Genomic DNA, 15,730 nt, shown 5'->3' on the forward strand with positions numbered 1-15,730 from the left:
AGTGGGTTTACGCAGTTGCGGGCCGTGCGTCCGCAGCAGATGATTGGCTCTCGAGCCAAAACAGCCGCGCGCACATCGCAAGCAGGCCTATGCTGGCAGTCGCGCCGGCCAGCAGGGCCCACGGAATGACATTCATCCCGGCAGCTCGCGCGCGCGGCGCTATGAAGAACAGCGCGATGACGACGCACATCACCAGATCCCACCACACCTGGATCCCGGTCAGGTTGACGGTGTGGTTGGTCCAGAACATGATCACGCCTTCGGACCAGATTTGCACCGCCGTGAAGGCGGCGAACCCGCCGCATAGCATTGCAGCGAGTGTCGAATTGCCACCGGTGGGACGGGCGAACAGAATGTAGAGGAAGGCCGGGACCGAACAGACCCAAACGGCGATGAAGATGATTTGCAGAACGTCCATGGGCGAATCTCCGATCATATGTAGCGGTCGCTACACCCGCTTGTAACGAAATGTAGCGCCCGCTACAAGAGGAGTATGTCGAGACCGCAATTATCCCGGGAAACGCTGCTGCCGAAACTGGCCGCGCATGTGCTCGAGCACGGGCTCGGCGGCGCGAGCCTGCGCCCGCTGGCCAAGGCTGCCGGGACCAGCGACCGGATGCTGATCTATCATTTCGGCAACAAGGAAACGCTTGTCGCGGAGCTGCTCGAGTACATCGCCGGGGTCTATTCGGCCGCTCTTGACATGGCGATGGGTAAGGATCGGCCCGCGACGCGGCAAGAATGCCTCACGCGCCTGCTTGAGGAGGGACGACAGCCTGGAATGCAGCCGTTCATGGTCCTTTGGTGGGAGATCGTCGCCGGGGCGGCTCGGGGTGTTCCGGGATACCGCGAGGCGGCGGACAAGATGATGGCCAGGCAACTCGCCTGGCTGGAAGGCCAGATGCCCGACGATGATCCGGATCCCGAGGGGGGCGCGCGCTATCTCATGACGCTGATCGAAGGAAGCCTGATGCTTGGCGTGGTCGGTCACGAAGAAACCGCTCGCGAAGGACTGCTTGCGAGCAACCTCGGCTCCAACTAAGTCCGCAGGCGATGAAAAAGACCACCGGAATGGACCGCGCGACGACGCGCAACTGGCGACCCGCGACGCAGGCTGTGCGCGGCGGCACGTGGCGCAGCGAGCATGGCGAGACCTCCGAGGCGATGTTCCTCACCTCGGGCTACACCTATGACGACGCGCAAACGGTTGCCGATCGCTTTGCGGGCGAGGCCGAGGGCATGACCTATTCGCGCCTGCAGAATCCCACGGTTGCGATGCTGGAAGAACGCATCGCGCTGCTCGAAGGTGCGGAGGCCTGCCGCGCTCAGGCGAGCGGCATGGCGGCGATGACGGCTGCGCTCCTCTGCCAGCTTTCGGCCGGCGATCACTGCGTCGCCGCACGCGCCGCTTTCGGCTCGTGCCGCTGGCTGGTCGATCATCTGCTCCCCCGCTTCGGGATCGAGACCACGGTGGTCGGCAGCGCCGAGAACGAGCAATGGGAAGCCGCGATCCGGCCCAACACCAAAGTCTTCTTCTTCGAGACCCCGGCGAACCCGACGCTCGACGTGGTGGACCTGAAATTCGTCTGCGACCTCGCCAAGGCGCACGGGATCACCACCGTGGTCGATAACGCCTTTGCCTCGCCCGCCTTGCAGCGCCCGATGGAGTTCGGCGCCGACGTCGTCGCGTACAGCGCGACCAAGCTGATGGACGGGCAGGGCAGGGTGCTCGCAGGCGCAGTGTGCGGCACGCGGGAGTGGATTGACGAGGTGCTGCTCCCGTTCCAGCGCAATACCGGCCCGAACATTTCGCCGTTCAACGCATGGGTGGTGCACAAAGGACTTGAGACACTGACCCTGCGCGCACACCATCAGTCGCGCAGCGCCGTTGCGCTAGGGAAATTCCTCGAACCGCGCGTCGTCAAGGCGGGCGGGCACATGCGCCATCCGGGACTGCCGAGCCACCCGCGCCACAACCTCGCGCTTGCGCAGATGGAAGCGACCGGGCCGATCTTCGCCTTCGATGTCGATACCCGGGAACGTGCCTTCGCTATCCTCGACGCGCTCGAACTGATCGACCTTTCCAACAATATCGGCGACGCGCGCAGCCTCATGTGCCACCCCGCCTCGACCACCCACGCAAACATGGGCGAGGAAGCGCGCGCGGAAATGGGCGTAACCGAGGGGCTCTTGCGCATCAATGTCGGGCTGGAGGATATCGAGGATATCACCGAAGACATGGACCGCGCGCTGAAGGCTGCGGGGATCTAAATTATCTCGTTGCTAACGGTCTGTCCGCTTCCGACCCAATTGGGGACATTCCCACGCTTCGCTGATTTCGCCATCAGCGGACTGGCAGCATCAAGCCTGATCTGGCCAGAAACGGGAATTCGGCAAAGGATCCGAGTGCGGACATCAGTCAAGAGCATGTAATCCCGAGGGGCAGACTTCTAGAAGCTTGCCAGGGCTTGCTCCCCTTTGCGAGAGAGAGAAAAACGCATAGGGACGCTTTTACAATGAATTACATCCGAACTTACTCGATTGCGTGCATTCCTGGCGATGGTATTGGCAAGGAAGTGCTGCCGGAAGGCGTGCGAGTGCTCAATCGGGCTGCCGACCTCTTCGGCTTTGGATTGGACTTTGTCGAATTCCCATGGTCCTGCGAATATTATTCGAAAACCTCCGAAATGATGCCTGCCGATGGCTTGGACCAGCTTGCCCAACACGATGCCATTTTTCTCGGTGCGGTCGGCTTTCCGGGCGTTCCGGACCATGTCTCGCTATGGGGCTTGCTACTACCGATCCGGAGAAAGTTTGACCAATATGTGAACCTGCGCCCGATCCGCCTGATGCCTGGGATGGAAACCCCGTTGGCAAAGGCGCAGGCGGGCCAGATCGATTTTCTAATCGTGCGCGAGAACACCGAGGGCGAATATTCCGACGAGGGCGAAATCATCCATCAAGGCACCGATCGGGAAGCCGCAATCCAGAAATCGGTATTCACCCGCCAAGGGATTGACCGGATATTCCGCTATGGCTTTGAAACCGCGATGCAGCGCAAGCGCAAACTGGCATATGCGACCAAGTCCAATGGCATCTTTGTAGCCATGCCGTATTGGGATTCGCGCGCAGAGGAAATGGCGGCCAATTTTCCCGAAGTGACCGCAGAACAATACCACATCGATATTCTTTCGGCACACTTCGTCAGCCGACCGGAGAGCTTTGACGTCGTGGTGGCTTCCAATCTCATGGGAGACATCCTGTCCGACCTAGGCGCGGCCTGCACGGGCACGATAGGCGTGGCGCCTTCTGCCAATTTGAATCCCGAAGGCGAGTTTCCTTCGATGTTCGAGCCGGTCCACGGCTCGGCACCGGATGTCTTTGGCAGGAATATCGCCAACCCGATCGGCCAGATCTGGTCGGGAGCGATGATGTTGGAGCACCTAGGCCAAGACGCAGCTGCTCAATCGATTATGCAGGCCATTGAGCATGTCCTTCTTAGTGGCCCCCGCACGCCGGACATGGGCGGCACTGCATCTACCACTGAAGTGGGCGAGGCAATCGCGTCAGCCATGCGGGTTGGGCAATGAACAAAGCCATTTCAACAATCGCCGAGCGCACCAGACCCTAAGCCGAGAGACCAAGATGAGAGCATTCGCCGCTGCAATCGCATTGTCAGCCTTACTAGCGGGCAGCGCGTGCAGCCTCTCCGCCGACGAAGTTCGTTCAACGCCTGCAGCCATGGCTGCATTACCTTCGGCGGATCCACAGGTAAGGCGCCTTACAGCGGAGCGACCGACCCATATCCTGTTCGTCGGCAACAGCTATCTTTATTACAATGACAGCCTCCACAACCATGTCGAACGAATGGCAGTTGCCGCCGGGCTGTTTCATGAATCCGAGCCGGAATACAAATCCGCCACAATTGGCGGTGCAGCCTTGTTCGACCACAATATCGACCATTTGCTGGAACCCGGTAATCTGCGCGTCGACAGGCCGTTTGATGTCGTCATCATGCAAGGCGGAAGCGCGGCTCCGCTGTCGCCGGACCGCCGCATGCGCTTTGCCGAGACGGCAGAGACTTATGCAGCAAGGGTCAGGGCCATGGGTGGAGAGCCGGTCCTCTATATGACGCATGCTTATGTCTTTCCCCACCCGCGTGCGCGAGAGGATATGATAGAAGACATCGCTTCGCTCTATATCGAGACCGGGAACCGCATCGGCGCACTGGTTATTCCGGTTGGCCTCGCTTTCGACGAAGCCTATCGCCGCAGGCCTGATATTAGCCTTCACGCCTCTTTCGACGGGACGCATCCATCGATGTTGGGAACCTACCTCGCAGCTTGCACCGTCCTTGCAAGCATTTACGGCGCGAATCCAATTGGGAATAGCTACGATTATTTCGGCGAGGTTCCTGCAGAGGACGCGCTCTTCTTGCAGCAAGTTGCGCAAGATACTGTGCTCAAATTTTACCGGCGCGAAGGGTGAGCGTCATTTCTGGCAAGTGTCATGAATTCGAAGGTTGGTCTTAGAACATAGCACTTGAAGTACCTGCCGCATTCCACCCAATTGCAGGTGAAGAGATCGCGTTTCCCTGATCGCAGAGGCCACTCATTTGAGTGGGGTTCGCTGCCAACTTTCCCTGATCTGGGCAAAGACTTGGCGAGACACCAATGCAAAAAAGCCGGGATACCCATTGGGGAGGGCATCCCGGCTTCATGCACATGGCTTTGGCAATGCAAAGCGTTGGAACGACGGTTTTGCGGGGAGCCACCCCCGGTCCGGCCCGGAGCGGCAAAGTCGCTGCGCCGGGAGACATCGACGATAATCGCCTGATCTTCCTAACACTCTCGGTCCGAACTCGGGAAACGCGCCTTTAACCAAGAATTCCGACCGGGCCCCCGGTTGTGCAGTGCAGCATAACCCTGTAGGGCGATCCGCACTCTCCACGCGAGCAATCGTTCGCAACCGCCCCGGCATGGGCGCACAATCTGGAATTACGCATGACCAACGACCGCTCCTTCGCGGCCACTTTCCGCCGCGACTGGCTCGCGCAGCCGCGTGCCGACATCCTCGCTGGCATTGTCGTCGCGCTCGCGCTGATCCCCGAAGCGATCGGCTTTGCGCTGATCGCGGGCGTCGATCCGAGCGTCGGTCTGTACGCCTCGGTCGTGATCGCGATGGTCATCGCGCTGACCGGCGGGCGACCGGGCATGATCTCGGCCGCGACCGCAGCGGTGGCGGTGGTCGTCATCCCGCTGGTGCGCGATCACGGGGTCGAATACCTCTTCGCCGCGACGATCCTGATGGGCGTGTTCCAGGGGATTGCCGCATTGCTGCGGCTCGACCTGCTGATGCAGTTCGTCAGCCGATCCGTCATCACCGGTTTCGTCAACGCGCTCGCGATCCTGATCTTCATGGCGCAGATCCCGCAGCTGACCGGCGTCGGCTGGGAGACCTACGCGATGGTCGTCCTCGGCCTTGCTATCATCTATCTCTTGCCGCGCGTGACCAAGGCGGTGCCGAGCCCGCTGGTCGCGATCCTCCTGCTGACGGGGGCCTCGATGTACTGGGGACTCCCTGTGAACCTCGTCGCGGGCGAGGGCGAGCTGCCCGACGGCCTGCCGTTCTTCGCCATCCCCGATGTTCCCCTGACCTGGGAGACGCTGCAGATCATCGCGCCGTATTCACTGACGATGGCGGCGGTCGGCCTGCTCGAAAGCCTGCTCACTGCGCAGATCGTCGACGACATGACCCACACCGAAAGCGACAAACGCCGCGAAAGCGCCGGTCAGGGCGTAGCCAACATCGCCGCCGCCTTTTTTGGCGGAATGGGCGGATGCGCGATGATCGGCCAGTCGGTCATCAACGTCGCATCCGGCGGGCGAGGGCGCCTCTCGACCTTCACTGCGGGCGCTTTCCTGCTGTTCCTGCTTTCCGTTCTCGGACCCTATGTCGGCCAGGTGCCGATGCCCGCGCTGGTCGCGGTGATGATCATGGTCAGCATCGGGACGTTCAGCTGGAACTCGATCCCCAACCTGCGCCGCCATCCGCCGACCTCGTCGATCGTGATGGTCGCCACAGTGGTCGTGGTCGTGTGGACGCACGACCTCGCGCTCGGCGTACTGGTCGGCGTGTTGCTCTCGGGGATCTTTTTTGCGGGCAAGGTCAAAAACATGTTCGACGTCGAACGCATTCGCCGCCCGCACAGCGCGGTCTATGTCGTCACGGGTGAAATCTTCTTCGCCAGCGTCGACAAGTTCATCGAGCGCCTCGGTCCGGAAAGCCAGTATGAGGACGCCGCGCACCATGTCGTGATCGATGTGTCGAAGGCGCATTTCTGGGACATTTCGGCGATCGGCGCGCTGGAAAAGGTGATCGAGCGGATGCGCCGCAATGGCCGCCATACGCGGGTCGTCGGGCTGAATTCGGCAAGCGCCGACCTGTTCGACAAGTTCGCGCTTGAAGATCGCACCGGGATAGAACTGGGGCTAGCCCCGCATTGACACGATTGCGAAATGTCGTTGCCCCTTCGCGCAGGCCGTCACTGTCTTTGACAAGGCAGGGCATTTATCGGATGGCTGCGTAGATGTCGGAAACGCTCATGACGATCTTCTATTCGGCGGCAGCGGCGGTCATTGCGTTTGCTCTGCTGATGTCATTCGACACAAGGGCAGGGCGAAGGGATCAGGTCATTTGCTTCACTGCGATGCTGATCGCCTTGCTCGCACATATTCTCGGCCAACTGCTCATCACCTCGGGTGGCTACCAGTTTGCCCCTCACCTTGTGGGTGCCGAGCTCTCCATTCGAATGGTGCTGGGCCCCGCCGTGCTATTCTATACCAGCGCATTGGTTTCGCCGTCGCCGATCGGCTTCGACCGGCGGGGATGGATTGCCCTGACGGGGCCCGCTCTGGTTATTCTGGCAAGCGTGCCGTATCTGTTGCTTTCTGCGGAAGAGAAGCTTGCGCTCGCCGATCCGGCGACAAGGGACCCGGCTCACTTCCAGATGGCGCTGTTTGCCTGCACCACGGGCATCGTGCTGTTCCTGGTCTTCACGAGCTATTACCTCTTCAGCGCGCTTCGGCTTCAGGCTCGGCATCGTCGCGAGATGATGAACCAATTCGCGAATATTGAGCGTCGATCGCTGGATTGGCTGCGAAACATGCTGCTGGTCTTTGCCGTCGTATGGCTGTTCCTGGGCATCAAGCAGGTGCTGTGGCTGAGCGGAATTTCCGCGCCTTACTTCTATGTCGGGCTGGCACTCGCCGAAATGCTATCGATTGCCGCATTCGCGTATCTCGGGCTGCGCCAGCCATCACCTCTCCTCGACGCCGGTGATGCAGAGCAAACGACAAGGACGCCCATTCTTGCCCGTGAGCACATGGAAAGACTTGCCTCCAAACTGACGCGAGCGTTGGTCACAGACCGCCTTTATGCACGAAGCGACCTGTCCTTGCGGGATCTCTCGGACATTACCGGCGCGACCAAGAACCACATTTCCGAGACCCTGTCCCAGCATCTCGGAGTCAATTTCTTCGATTTCGTGAATCGTTGCAGGATTGATGAGGCCAAGCGCCTGCTGGCAGAAACCGACGACACAGTCCTCGAAATCGGATTCGAGGTAGGCTTCAATTCGCGCTCGACCTTCAATGCTGCATTCAAGAAGCACGCCGGTTCGACACCCAGCGCCTATCGCTCCATGTCCTGTGAGGACTCGGCGCCTGTCCTGAAAAGGGCCTAGAAGGCCCCTCCGGAAATATACGAATAGCCCCATTCGGACGACGATACGTGTCTTCCGCTTCATTGTGATCGCCAGTCGCGTCGCAGCAGGCGTGACCGACTGTGTACCCGTGAAGCGACGTCGCTTCAAAGCGGTCCAACTCGGTCGCGTTTCGCGGACGCATGTAATCAAACAGGCGAAAAAACCATGGAAATGAACACAGAGTCGCGGCCTCCGCTCGAGGATTTCCGCGTACCCACACCGGTCAAACTGTCATTGTTGTGGGCGTCTTTGATGTCGCTCTACATCTATAATGATTTCATCGCCCTCTGGATTCCCGGCATGCTCGAGATGATAGGCGAAGGACAGATGGGACCATTAGGTGAAGCGACCGACCTCGTGTTGGTTGGAGTCGCCCTCGTTGTGGGGCTTCCCGCGACCATGGTCTTTCTATCGTCGATCCTGCCGACAAGAGTGTCTCGTCTGCTGAACCTGGTTTTCGGGCCGATCTTCTGCGCTCTCGCGGTTTGGACAGGCATCGGATCAGCCCCGTTTTACCAGCTGATTGTGCTGGCCGAGATCATCATCCTTATCCTGATAACCTGGATCGCTTTTCGCTGGCCGCGCCAAAAATCTGATGCTGCCCAGGCGTGATGGCGCCCCGCAAGTTTCTTCCGCACGCTCGTGACCACCGTTGGCACGCGTGCGGCACCGATGGACTTGGATGTGCGGAACAATGCGACCTTCCGTCGCCCTCATCCTGACGCGCTGTCGGCTCTTATCGCCGGGCCATCCGCCAATTTTCGCGCGCCGGAAGAAATCCGTTCGATTCCGTTCCTTAGAAGCCTGAATGCATAGATGAAAATCAATATGGAAAATCGAATTGTCATAACGCCGAATTCTGGGCCTTGGGCCTCTCGGTTGTTCATGATTGCCGGTGCCTTTATGCTGATAAACACCGCTTTGCTTTGGATCCGTTTCCTTTCGGATCTTCAGCTGTCTGTCCTGTGGCCCGCCATCCCGGGAATTATCGGGTTTGCATCCGGCATAATTGGTCTAGTGATACTTTATCCACGAGCCTCTGCGAACGCCCCGTTGTTGGCCAGAGGTGGCGCCGCATTCGCCTTGCTGGCGGCCGCATCTTTGGGGGCGGCTGCAATATGGATCTTCGCTCTTTCGGCATTCGGAGGAGGAGTACCAGACCCGGTTCCTCAGGGCGTTCTTGCGCTCATAGGTGTCTTTATCGTGTCTATGGTGTTGGCGTTCTTGGGCAATGCTGTGGCGTTTCTGAGAAAGACTGGTCAGAGAAAAATTGGCTATCTGTTGATGGTTCCAATATCCATGTGGGTGTTGATGCTGGCCATCAGCATTTCAATGGGACCTGGCGTCGGTTTATCGCTCGATTTCTACACGAACGCGATGATTGCAGCGTCGTTCATTGGCCTGGCAATTGTCCTTCAGGAAAAGGTGCACAGTTAAGCGAAAGTGGAATCTCCTCCGACCGGAGAATGTTTCCCGAAACGGGCCGTGTCAGAGCGGACTCGTCATACGGTCCGACTTTGCATCGAACGTAACGAATTCAGCTAAGGCAGCTATTGCCCGCACGGTTCCATGCCGAGGCTGTCTTGCTCTTCCGGTTTCGGTGTGCGACCCACCTTTCACCAAGGGAGGAGCATTCGCATGGCCAATCGCGTCGAGCTGGTTTTCGATTTCGTCAGTCCCAACGCCTACATGGTGTGGTGGCCTCTGCGCGATCTCATCAGGCGGACGGGCGCCGAACTCGACGTGATCCCGGTGTTCCTCGCGGGGATGCACAAGCTCACCGGCAACGCCCCGCCGATGATCCGCGATAAGGATGTGAAGGGCAAGGTCGAGTATTCGATGCTCGAAATGCAGCGTTTCATCGCCAGGCACAATCTCACCAAATACAAGCTCCACCCGCAATTCCCGTTCAACTCGATCACGCTCCAGCGCATGCTCTACGCCGCCGACCAGGACGGGCGCGGAGTGCAGTTCGCCGAGGCGATGCTGCCGCTGATCTGGGAGGAGGGCGTCGACGTGCTCGACCCCGCCAGCATCGGCGAAGCGGTGGCGCGTGCGGGCTTCGATGCGAAGGACCTGTTCGAGCGCTCGCAGACCGAAGAAGTCAAGCAGGGGCTGGCGGCGAACACCGACGCCGTGGTCGAGCGCGGCGCGTTCGGCATTCCGACGATGTTCGTCGGCAGCACCGGCGCGGCTCGCGACGACTACGAGATGTTCTTCGGCAAGGAGCGCCTCGACCAGGTCGAGGAGGAGCTGGCGAAGGGGTAAGGAGGCGATAAATTTGCCTCTCTGGGGATACAGCGGGGATTAACCACGTTGGTGCTCTTGTCGGTCACTGAAGAATCGCTACCTTGAGAATCGTATGAAAGAGCTGTTCCAACACGCTGCCACCACCGAAGGGGTCACCGTTCGGGTCGCCGTGAACTTTCTCCCGGAGCAATCGCATCCGGAGGCCGGAAAGTGGTTCTGGGTGTACCACATCCGCATCGAGAACGGCTCGCACGAGGCGCTCCAGCTGCGCACCCGCCACTGGCGGATCACCGATGCGCGGGGCATGGTGAACCATGTCGACGGCGAAGGCGTGGTCGGCGAACAGCCGATGCTCCAGCCGGGCGAGAGCCACGATTACGTCTCCGGCTGCCCGCTGACGACCGCGCACGGATCGATGGAAGGGTTCTACACCTTCCTGCGCGCCGACGGGTCGCCGCTCGAAGTGCGCATCCCGTTCTTCCCGCTCGCCGCGCCCGAAACCGCCGAAGGCAACCGCTGAGAGCGCCGGTCGGGTCGGGCGGCCAAGCCTTCCTTTCCGCTTCCCAAGATGATGTCGCCTTGCGGCTCGCGCCCTGCGCGTTAAAGCGGTGCGCGCAATGAAACGCACCCATCTCCCCCTGAACGCCCTGCGCGTCTACGATGCGGCGGCGCGGCATCTCTCGTTCACCCGCGCGGCGGACGAGCTCGCGGTGACGCCCGCCGCGGTCGGCCAGCAAATCCGCGCGCTCGAGGATCACCTCGGCGTGGTGCTGTTCCGCCGCACCTCCAAGGGGCTCGAACTGACCCCCGAAGGCGCGGCCGGGCTCGATCCCCTGCGCGAAGGGTTCCTGCGCTTCGAGGAGAGCGTGCAGGCGATGCAGGCCGGGCAGTCGAGCGACCGCTACACCATCGCCGCCCCGCGCGAATTCTACGCCGAATGGCTCGCCCCGCGCCTCGCGGTGTTCCAGGCAGATACGCCCGGCGTGTTGTACACCTTCGTCGCCAACGAAAACGCCGATTTCACCGAAGCCAATCTCGACCTCGCGATCCGGCTGGTCGACGGGCCGGAGGAGCTCGAAGGCGTGCAACTCGCCCCGGCCGAGCGCGTCACCGTCGCCGCGCCCGAGCACCGCGACGCGTGGATCGACTGGCCGGGAGCCGCGCTGCCCGAAGGCGTGAAGCCGTGCATCAAGGCCGGAAGCGCCGGACAGGCGCTGTCCTCCGCGCTCGCAGGCATGGGCCGCACCGTGCTGCCGATGCCGCTGGTCGCGGGCGCGATCGGGGAGGGCAAGCTGGTGGCGCATGGCGAGCCGCAGGAAAGCCGCCGCGCATACTGGCTGGTCGCCCCGACCCCGCAATGGCGCAGCAAGAAGGTGAAGGCGCTGGTCGCGTTTTTGACGGAAAGCTGAGTTCCGCAGCGCATCCGCGCTGCGATGTCCTCGCTCACACGCCCTGCGGGCGCGTCGCTGCGGGCGGCCGGTCGGCCTTGCGGCGCTTCGCGCCGAGGGATTGGATCGGGACCTGTGAAAGCTTCGATCCGCGAAGGTGACGAAGTTGACACCGTGTCAACCGCGCTTTTGGCGTAAAAGTGCCGCAATGTCAGACACTTCGGGCAGAAAAGTGAAGTTGACAGTTTGCGGATTCCTTTTTTCGGGGGCAGGTGGCGGAGGCGGTACCTTGGTGCCACCGTGGACGTGGCCTGGCGCGCAATCTGCCGGTGGCAGGCGACGGGGCTCTTGGACTGATCTCGATCGCGTGGAGCCGAGTCATCGCTCTGGGAGCGGCGTTCCTCGGCAGATGCTTCAGACAGGGGCTTGGTCCGAGTGACGGACTGGGAGGGAGGTTTGGGCATAGCCCCGACTAGATTGCAGAATATGGGCGAGTAGGAAAATCAACCCCTAAGTTCGTCCGGAGGGACGATTCTTGGCGCTTCAGGTGCGGCCTTAGGCTGACCATCGAGTTTCCCGCCTTCAGGCATGTCTGGAATTACCTTGGCGTTCAGTTTTCGAGTCTGGTCGTTAAATCGGACAAGCACTGGTCTTTGTGATGCAGAAGCCTTCCCAACAACGATCCCGTGCCTCTCAGCAAGGTTCGGTAGTGATTGGACGTGATGCCGGCCCATGTAGTTGCTGAGAAAATCGAAACCAGTCTGGTCGAATTGCTGAAGGGCAATAATCGTATTGCATTGATTTAAGGCACTTTTTAGGACATTAGCGGTCCTTTGTGCAACGATCAAGAACCCAAGTCCGTATTTTCTTGCTTGAAGGACGATTTGTGATGTTTGGTTAACTTTATCTTGAAGATTCCGTGTCGGATTGAAGTTCCATTCTGGGATGAGAAGGTGGGCTTCTTCGAGCACAAACAGGACCTTCGGAGAAGGCTTGATTATCTCTTCGTCTTTTCTGTTCTTTTTGCACCAGTCGAGACAAATCGCAGCTGCGTCGTGGCACTGGATGATAGGGTCTTTCTGATTGATCGCTGTTTCCAAGATTCCGATGCCGTGCCTCTCGGAGTCTAGAAATGACCGCAGGGCTCCGTGCGATTTGATAAGCACCGCATCTGGCAAGTACCGTTGGTAGTCTCCTGTCGGGTCAATGCATACGACTTTCACATTTTGATGAGCACAAGATTCGACGATCTCGAATGTGAGAAACGACTTACCGCTCCCCGTGACTCCCAACACCGCGGAATGGAATAGAATCAGATCATGTAGATCGATGACAGCAGGGAACTTTGATTGGGGTATCCGGCCAATTTCGGTCTCACTTGAAGCGAGCTTGCTTCGTTCCGCTTCTGACTCTTCGCCCACCAACAGTACCGGCGAGTCTTCCTCTGCAAGCCAACCAAATGTCTTGAACCCATTGGCCTCAACATCCCAGCGACCGATCTGTTCAGCATTCGCTCGAATGAATAACCTCTCGTTTGAGTTGATCGACCTTTCTTCCAAAATCATCCCATCGAACAACTGATAGTAGATCTTGCCTTGTTGATGTTGCGCCTCGAGCAGTGATCCTGTCGTAAGTGAGGACTCTCTCATTATGTCGAACGAAAGAGTGCTGACCGAGCTTCCTTCGCAGACGAGGCCGACAGTTCTCTGCGCTTCAACGAAGGACAGATCGTGGATTTGGGGGTCATCCGACGGAAGTCTCTTGACCTTGGCACTCCCATCAAGGTCACCCTCTCTCAGGGTGCCCCTTAGAAGATTCGCTACATAGATTGTTTTTCCAGGGGTGCGGCGCTCTCCGTGGATAAGGGCAGGCAATATGGCGCCGTCGCTTTTCGACGAGATACCGACAATCGTGTGATCTCGGAGAGAAATCCCGTCAGCACGTTCAAAGTACAGCGTCCTTGGAGACGTGAAGCTTGTGACATAGCCAAGAACCTCTTTGTCACTCTTCGAAGAAAGATGCTGGATGATGCGGTCAAGGCGTAGATTGGCGACCACAAGAATAGCGCCCCAAGTAATAGCGAGAATCTTGGTTTGTGGCTCCTCAAGATCGAAGTAGCTTAACAAGGCGAGAAGAAACACAATTGAGAATAGAACGGTTCCTTGGCCTAAGCTGACAACAACCGAATACGCCGCTTTCCTCCATGGAGACGACTCATCTTCAGGCGAGCGACGCTGATCCCAAGCCAAAACCAATGACGCAATGCCCAACGATAGGGCCCCCCATCGCAAAGCGTTCCACCATTCGGCATTAGGTGGATTCGTCAAAGCAGAAACCGAAACGAAAACTGCGAGGGAGTTCAAGAAGACATCACTCGGCTTCGAGAACCGGTATTCAATAATGAACCGCGCAACCAAAAGCATGAACAGGCCACTGTTGAACCAGATCATTTCTGGACCTGAGGAAGGTGAAAGACTCCCAGTCACGATCCAAGAGATGGCTAAGAGGCCAATCGTGAGGATGCTAAAGATCAGCAAGTTAAAGTTTTTTGCCATGAAGTCCTCGCTATTGAAGGTTGGGAGGACCTTAGCAAGTGCCCATTTCCCTTGACCCCGCCCCCCATTCCCCCTAAGTGGCGCGCCATCGGAGCGGGCTCCTTGCGAGTCCCCTTCAGACAATAGAGCTGAACATTGCCGGTCCTGTCCCGCAGGCTTTGCTCCCCCTGATCTTCTTTGGTTGGGTAGCAAGGCCTTTTCTATTGGGGCGTTCCTGGATTGAGGGAGGTCCCCGCCTTTGCGGGGACTCGCGACATTCGAGAGCGCCTGGTGGGGCATCCGTCAAAGTAACCCGGTGGCCGGTGTGGCGATTTGGGTGGAGTGTTTCAGGCTCGTCTTATGTGAGCTCCCGCGCAGGCGGGAGCCTCGTGCCGCAAGCGTCGTGCTTGCCGAATGAGGTCCCCGCCTTCGCGGGGACTCGCGATGGACGACCAATCCCTCCGCGCACATCTCCAACAGTTGTCGCCAACATTGGTGAAGGGCCAACCCCTCCACCGCTCGCCCTGAGCCTGTCGGTTGCGAAGCCGACCGGAGGTCAACGGTTGCACTTTTCTTCAAGAAGGACGGTGCTTCGACAAGCTCAGCACGAGCGGAATCGGGAAGGTTCCTGAACCGCAAACGGTGAAGAGAAAGAAGTCTATGCCGACGATCAACCAGCTGGTCCGCAAGGGCCGCACTCCGCAGAAGGCCAAGTCCAAGGTCCCTGCGATGGAGCAGAACCCGCAGAAGCGCGGTGTCTGCACGCGCGTCTATACCACGACGCCGAAGAAGCCGAACTCCGCTCTGCGCAAGGTCGCCAAGGTGCGCCTTACCAACCAGCGCGAAGTCATCTCCTACATCCCGGGCGAAGGCCACAACCTGCAGGAGCACTCCGTCGTGCTCATCCGCGGCGGCCGTGTGCGCGACCTTCCCGGCGTGCGCTACCACGTGCTTCGCGGCGTGCTCGACACGCAGGGTGTGAAGGACCGCAAGCAGTCGCGCAGTAAGTATGGGGCAAAGCGTCCTAAGTAAGTTTCGCAGGGCGGCCTGAGTTTTTGTCGTGTGCGGGCCGGACATCCGTCCGCCCCTCGATCGGCACCGGCCCTCTCCCCCGCCCTTCCACCCGGAAATTATCCTCAAGGGCGGAAGGGCGGGGGAGAGGGCTGGCAAGGCACCCAAGCCCCGACGGAGGTCGGGGCGCACTCCGAAGGAGTTAAGAAATATGTCACGTCGTCGTCAACCGCCCAAGCGGGAGATCCTGCCTGATCCCAAGTTCGGCGATCAGGTCCTGTCGAAGTTCATGAACAACCTGATGCTGGACGGCAAGAAGGCCGTCGCCGAGAAGATCGTCTATGGCGCGCTCGACACCGTCGAGGCCAAGGCCAAGACCGATCCGGTGCAGGTGTTCCACGATGCGCTCAACAACATCAAGCCGCAGGTCGAAGTGCGCAGCCGCCGTGTCGGTGGTGCGACCTACCAGGTGCCGGTCGAGGTTCGCCCCGAGCGTGCCCAGGCGCTGGCGATCCGCTGGCTGATCACCGCTGCGCGCGGTCGTCCGGAAACCACCATGTCGGCGCGCCTTTCGGGCGAGCTCATGGATGCCGCCAACAACCGCGGGAACGCCGTGAAGAAGCGCGAGGACACGCACCGCATGGCGGACGCGAACCGCGCCTTCTCGCACTACCGCTGGTAACAGGTTGTGGAGCAGTGGGAGGCCCAGAGCTCCTGACGTCTTTCCGCTGTCACAATCGTCACTATATGGGGGCCGATCCGCTTTGAGACGGCGGCCCCCG

At 59.7% G+C, this 15,730-nt stretch carries 15 protein-coding genes; 13 read left to right on the forward strand and 2 right to left on the reverse strand.

Annotated elements, in window-relative coordinates:
• Positions 1-7: 7 nt before the first annotated feature.
• Positions 8-418, reverse strand: a complete 411-nt coding sequence (locus ACI5KX_RS06880) for a hypothetical protein (protein WP_406809933.1) — start codon at positions 416-418, stop codon at positions 8-10.
• Positions 419-493: 75 nt separating this feature from the next.
• Between ACI5KX_RS06880 and ACI5KX_RS06885 the strand changes: the two genes are divergently transcribed.
• The 11 genes from ACI5KX_RS06885 (at position 494) to ACI5KX_RS06935 (ending at position 11,424) form a co-directional block, all read left to right on the forward strand.
• A complete protein-coding gene (locus tag ACI5KX_RS06885) occupies positions 494-1,042 on the forward strand; it encodes a TetR/AcrR family transcriptional regulator (protein WP_406809934.1) in 549 nt (182 codons plus the stop codon).
• A gap of 11 nt (positions 1,043-1,053) precedes the next feature.
• On the forward strand, positions 1,054-2,271 hold the full coding sequence (locus ACI5KX_RS06890) for a trans-sulfuration enzyme family protein (protein WP_406809935.1): 1,218 nt from the start codon (positions 1,054-1,056) through the stop codon (positions 2,269-2,271).
• A gap of 245 nt (positions 2,272-2,516) precedes the next feature.
• Complete coding sequence (locus tag ACI5KX_RS06895; protein WP_406809936.1) at positions 2,517-3,590, forward strand: tartrate dehydrogenase; 1,074 nt, start codon at positions 2,517-2,519, stop codon at positions 3,588-3,590.
• 55 nt (positions 3,591-3,645) lie between these two features.
• Complete coding sequence (locus ACI5KX_RS06900) at positions 3,646-4,488, forward strand: DUF4886 domain-containing protein (protein WP_406809937.1); 843 nt, start codon at positions 3,646-3,648, stop codon at positions 4,486-4,488.
• 515 nt (positions 4,489-5,003) lie between these two features.
• A complete protein-coding gene (locus tag ACI5KX_RS06905) occupies positions 5,004-6,506 on the forward strand; it encodes a SulP family inorganic anion transporter (RefSeq protein WP_406809938.1) in 1,503 nt (500 codons plus the stop codon).
• A gap of 83 nt (positions 6,507-6,589) precedes the next feature.
• The gene (locus tag ACI5KX_RS06910) at positions 6,590-7,744 is read left to right on the forward strand and encodes a helix-turn-helix domain-containing protein (protein ID WP_406809939.1); all 1,155 of its coding nucleotides are present in this window, start codon (positions 6,590-6,592) and stop codon (positions 7,742-7,744) included.
• A 186-nt stretch (positions 7,745-7,930) separates the two neighbouring features.
• A complete protein-coding gene (locus ACI5KX_RS06915) occupies positions 7,931-8,377 on the forward strand; it encodes a DUF6326 family protein (RefSeq protein WP_406809940.1) in 447 nt (148 codons plus the stop codon).
• Between the two features lie 204 nt (positions 8,378-8,581).
• The gene (locus tag ACI5KX_RS06920) at positions 8,582-9,202 is read left to right on the forward strand and encodes a hypothetical protein (protein WP_406809941.1); all 621 of its coding nucleotides are present in this window, start codon (positions 8,582-8,584) and stop codon (positions 9,200-9,202) included.
• 201 nt (positions 9,203-9,403) lie between these two features.
• Complete coding sequence (locus tag ACI5KX_RS06925; protein WP_406809942.1) at positions 9,404-10,033, forward strand: 2-hydroxychromene-2-carboxylate isomerase; 630 nt, start codon at positions 9,404-9,406, stop codon at positions 10,031-10,033.
• A 94-nt stretch (positions 10,034-10,127) separates the two neighbouring features.
• A complete protein-coding gene (gene apaG, locus ACI5KX_RS06930) occupies positions 10,128-10,535 on the forward strand; it encodes a Co2+/Mg2+ efflux protein ApaG (protein ID WP_406809943.1) in 408 nt (135 codons plus the stop codon).
• Positions 10,536-10,632: 97 nt separating this feature from the next.
• Positions 10,633-11,424: a LysR family transcriptional regulator gene (locus ACI5KX_RS06935; RefSeq protein WP_406809944.1), complete on the forward strand. Its 792-nt coding sequence runs from the start codon at positions 10,633-10,635 to the stop codon at positions 11,422-11,424.
• A gap of 482 nt (positions 11,425-11,906) precedes the next feature.
• Here the strand turns inward: ACI5KX_RS06935 and ACI5KX_RS06940 are convergent, their stop codons facing one another.
• The gene (locus ACI5KX_RS06940; RefSeq protein ID WP_406809945.1) at positions 11,907-13,958 is read right to left on the reverse strand and encodes an ATP-binding protein; all 2,052 of its coding nucleotides are present in this window, start codon (positions 13,956-13,958) and stop codon (positions 11,907-11,909) included.
• Between the two features lie 639 nt (positions 13,959-14,597).
• On the opposite strand from ACI5KX_RS06940, the gene rpsL reads away from it, so the two are divergent.
• Both rpsL and rpsG read left to right on the forward strand, forming a co-directional pair.
• Positions 14,598-14,969 (forward strand): 30S ribosomal protein S12, encoded by a 372-nt coding sequence (gene rpsL / locus ACI5KX_RS06945; protein ID WP_007164630.1) that lies wholly within the window; start codon positions 14,598-14,600, stop codon positions 14,967-14,969.
• A 190-nt stretch (positions 14,970-15,159) separates the two neighbouring features.
• Positions 15,160-15,630 carry a 30S ribosomal protein S7 gene (rpsG, locus tag ACI5KX_RS06950; protein WP_406809946.1) on the forward strand — a complete coding sequence of 157 codons (471 nt, stop codon included), beginning with the start codon at positions 15,160-15,162 and terminating at the stop codon, positions 15,628-15,630.
• Positions 15,631-15,730 lie beyond the last annotated feature (100 nt).

It is taken from the genome of Erythrobacter sp. GH1-10, assembly GCF_045363165.1.
Lineage (GTDB): Bacteria > Pseudomonadota > Alphaproteobacteria > Sphingomonadales > Sphingomonadaceae > Erythrobacter.

Excerpts from the sequence above, each read along its gene's own strand:
- ACI5KX_RS06880 (WP_406809933.1), bottom strand. The coding sequence starts at position 418 with ATGGACGTTCTGCAAATCATCTTCATCGCCGTTTGGGTCTGTTCGGTC.
- ACI5KX_RS06885 (WP_406809934.1), top strand. The coding sequence starts at position 494 with ATGTCGAGACCGCAATTATCCCGGGAAACGCTGCTGCCGAAACTGGCC.
- ACI5KX_RS06890 (WP_406809935.1), top strand. The coding sequence starts at position 1,054 with ATGAAAAAGACCACCGGAATGGACCGCGCGACGACGCGCAACTGGCGA.
- ACI5KX_RS06895 (WP_406809936.1), top strand. The coding sequence starts at position 2,517 with ATGAATTACATCCGAACTTACTCGATTGCGTGCATTCCTGGCGATGGT.
- ACI5KX_RS06900 (WP_406809937.1), top strand. The coding sequence starts at position 3,646 with ATGAGAGCATTCGCCGCTGCAATCGCATTGTCAGCCTTACTAGCGGGC.
- ACI5KX_RS06905 (WP_406809938.1), top strand. The coding sequence starts at position 5,004 with ATGACCAACGACCGCTCCTTCGCGGCCACTTTCCGCCGCGACTGGCTC.
- ACI5KX_RS06910 (WP_406809939.1), top strand. The coding sequence starts at position 6,590 with ATGTCGGAAACGCTCATGACGATCTTCTATTCGGCGGCAGCGGCGGTC.
- ACI5KX_RS06915 (WP_406809940.1), top strand. The coding sequence starts at position 7,931 with ATGGAAATGAACACAGAGTCGCGGCCTCCGCTCGAGGATTTCCGCGTA.
- ACI5KX_RS06920 (WP_406809941.1), top strand. The coding sequence starts at position 8,582 with ATGAAAATCAATATGGAAAATCGAATTGTCATAACGCCGAATTCTGGG.
- ACI5KX_RS06925 (WP_406809942.1), top strand. The coding sequence starts at position 9,404 with ATGGCCAATCGCGTCGAGCTGGTTTTCGATTTCGTCAGTCCCAACGCC.
- apaG (WP_406809943.1), top strand. The coding sequence starts at position 10,128 with ATGAAAGAGCTGTTCCAACACGCTGCCACCACCGAAGGGGTCACCGTT.
- ACI5KX_RS06935 (WP_406809944.1), top strand. The coding sequence starts at position 10,633 with ATGAAACGCACCCATCTCCCCCTGAACGCCCTGCGCGTCTACGATGCG.
- ACI5KX_RS06940 (WP_406809945.1), bottom strand. The coding sequence starts at position 13,958 with ATGGCAAAAAACTTTAACTTGCTGATCTTTAGCATCCTCACGATTGGC.
- rpsL (WP_007164630.1), top strand. The coding sequence starts at position 14,598 with ATGCCGACGATCAACCAGCTGGTCCGCAAGGGCCGCACTCCGCAGAAG.
- rpsG (WP_406809946.1), top strand. The coding sequence starts at position 15,160 with ATGTCACGTCGTCGTCAACCGCCCAAGCGGGAGATCCTGCCTGATCCC.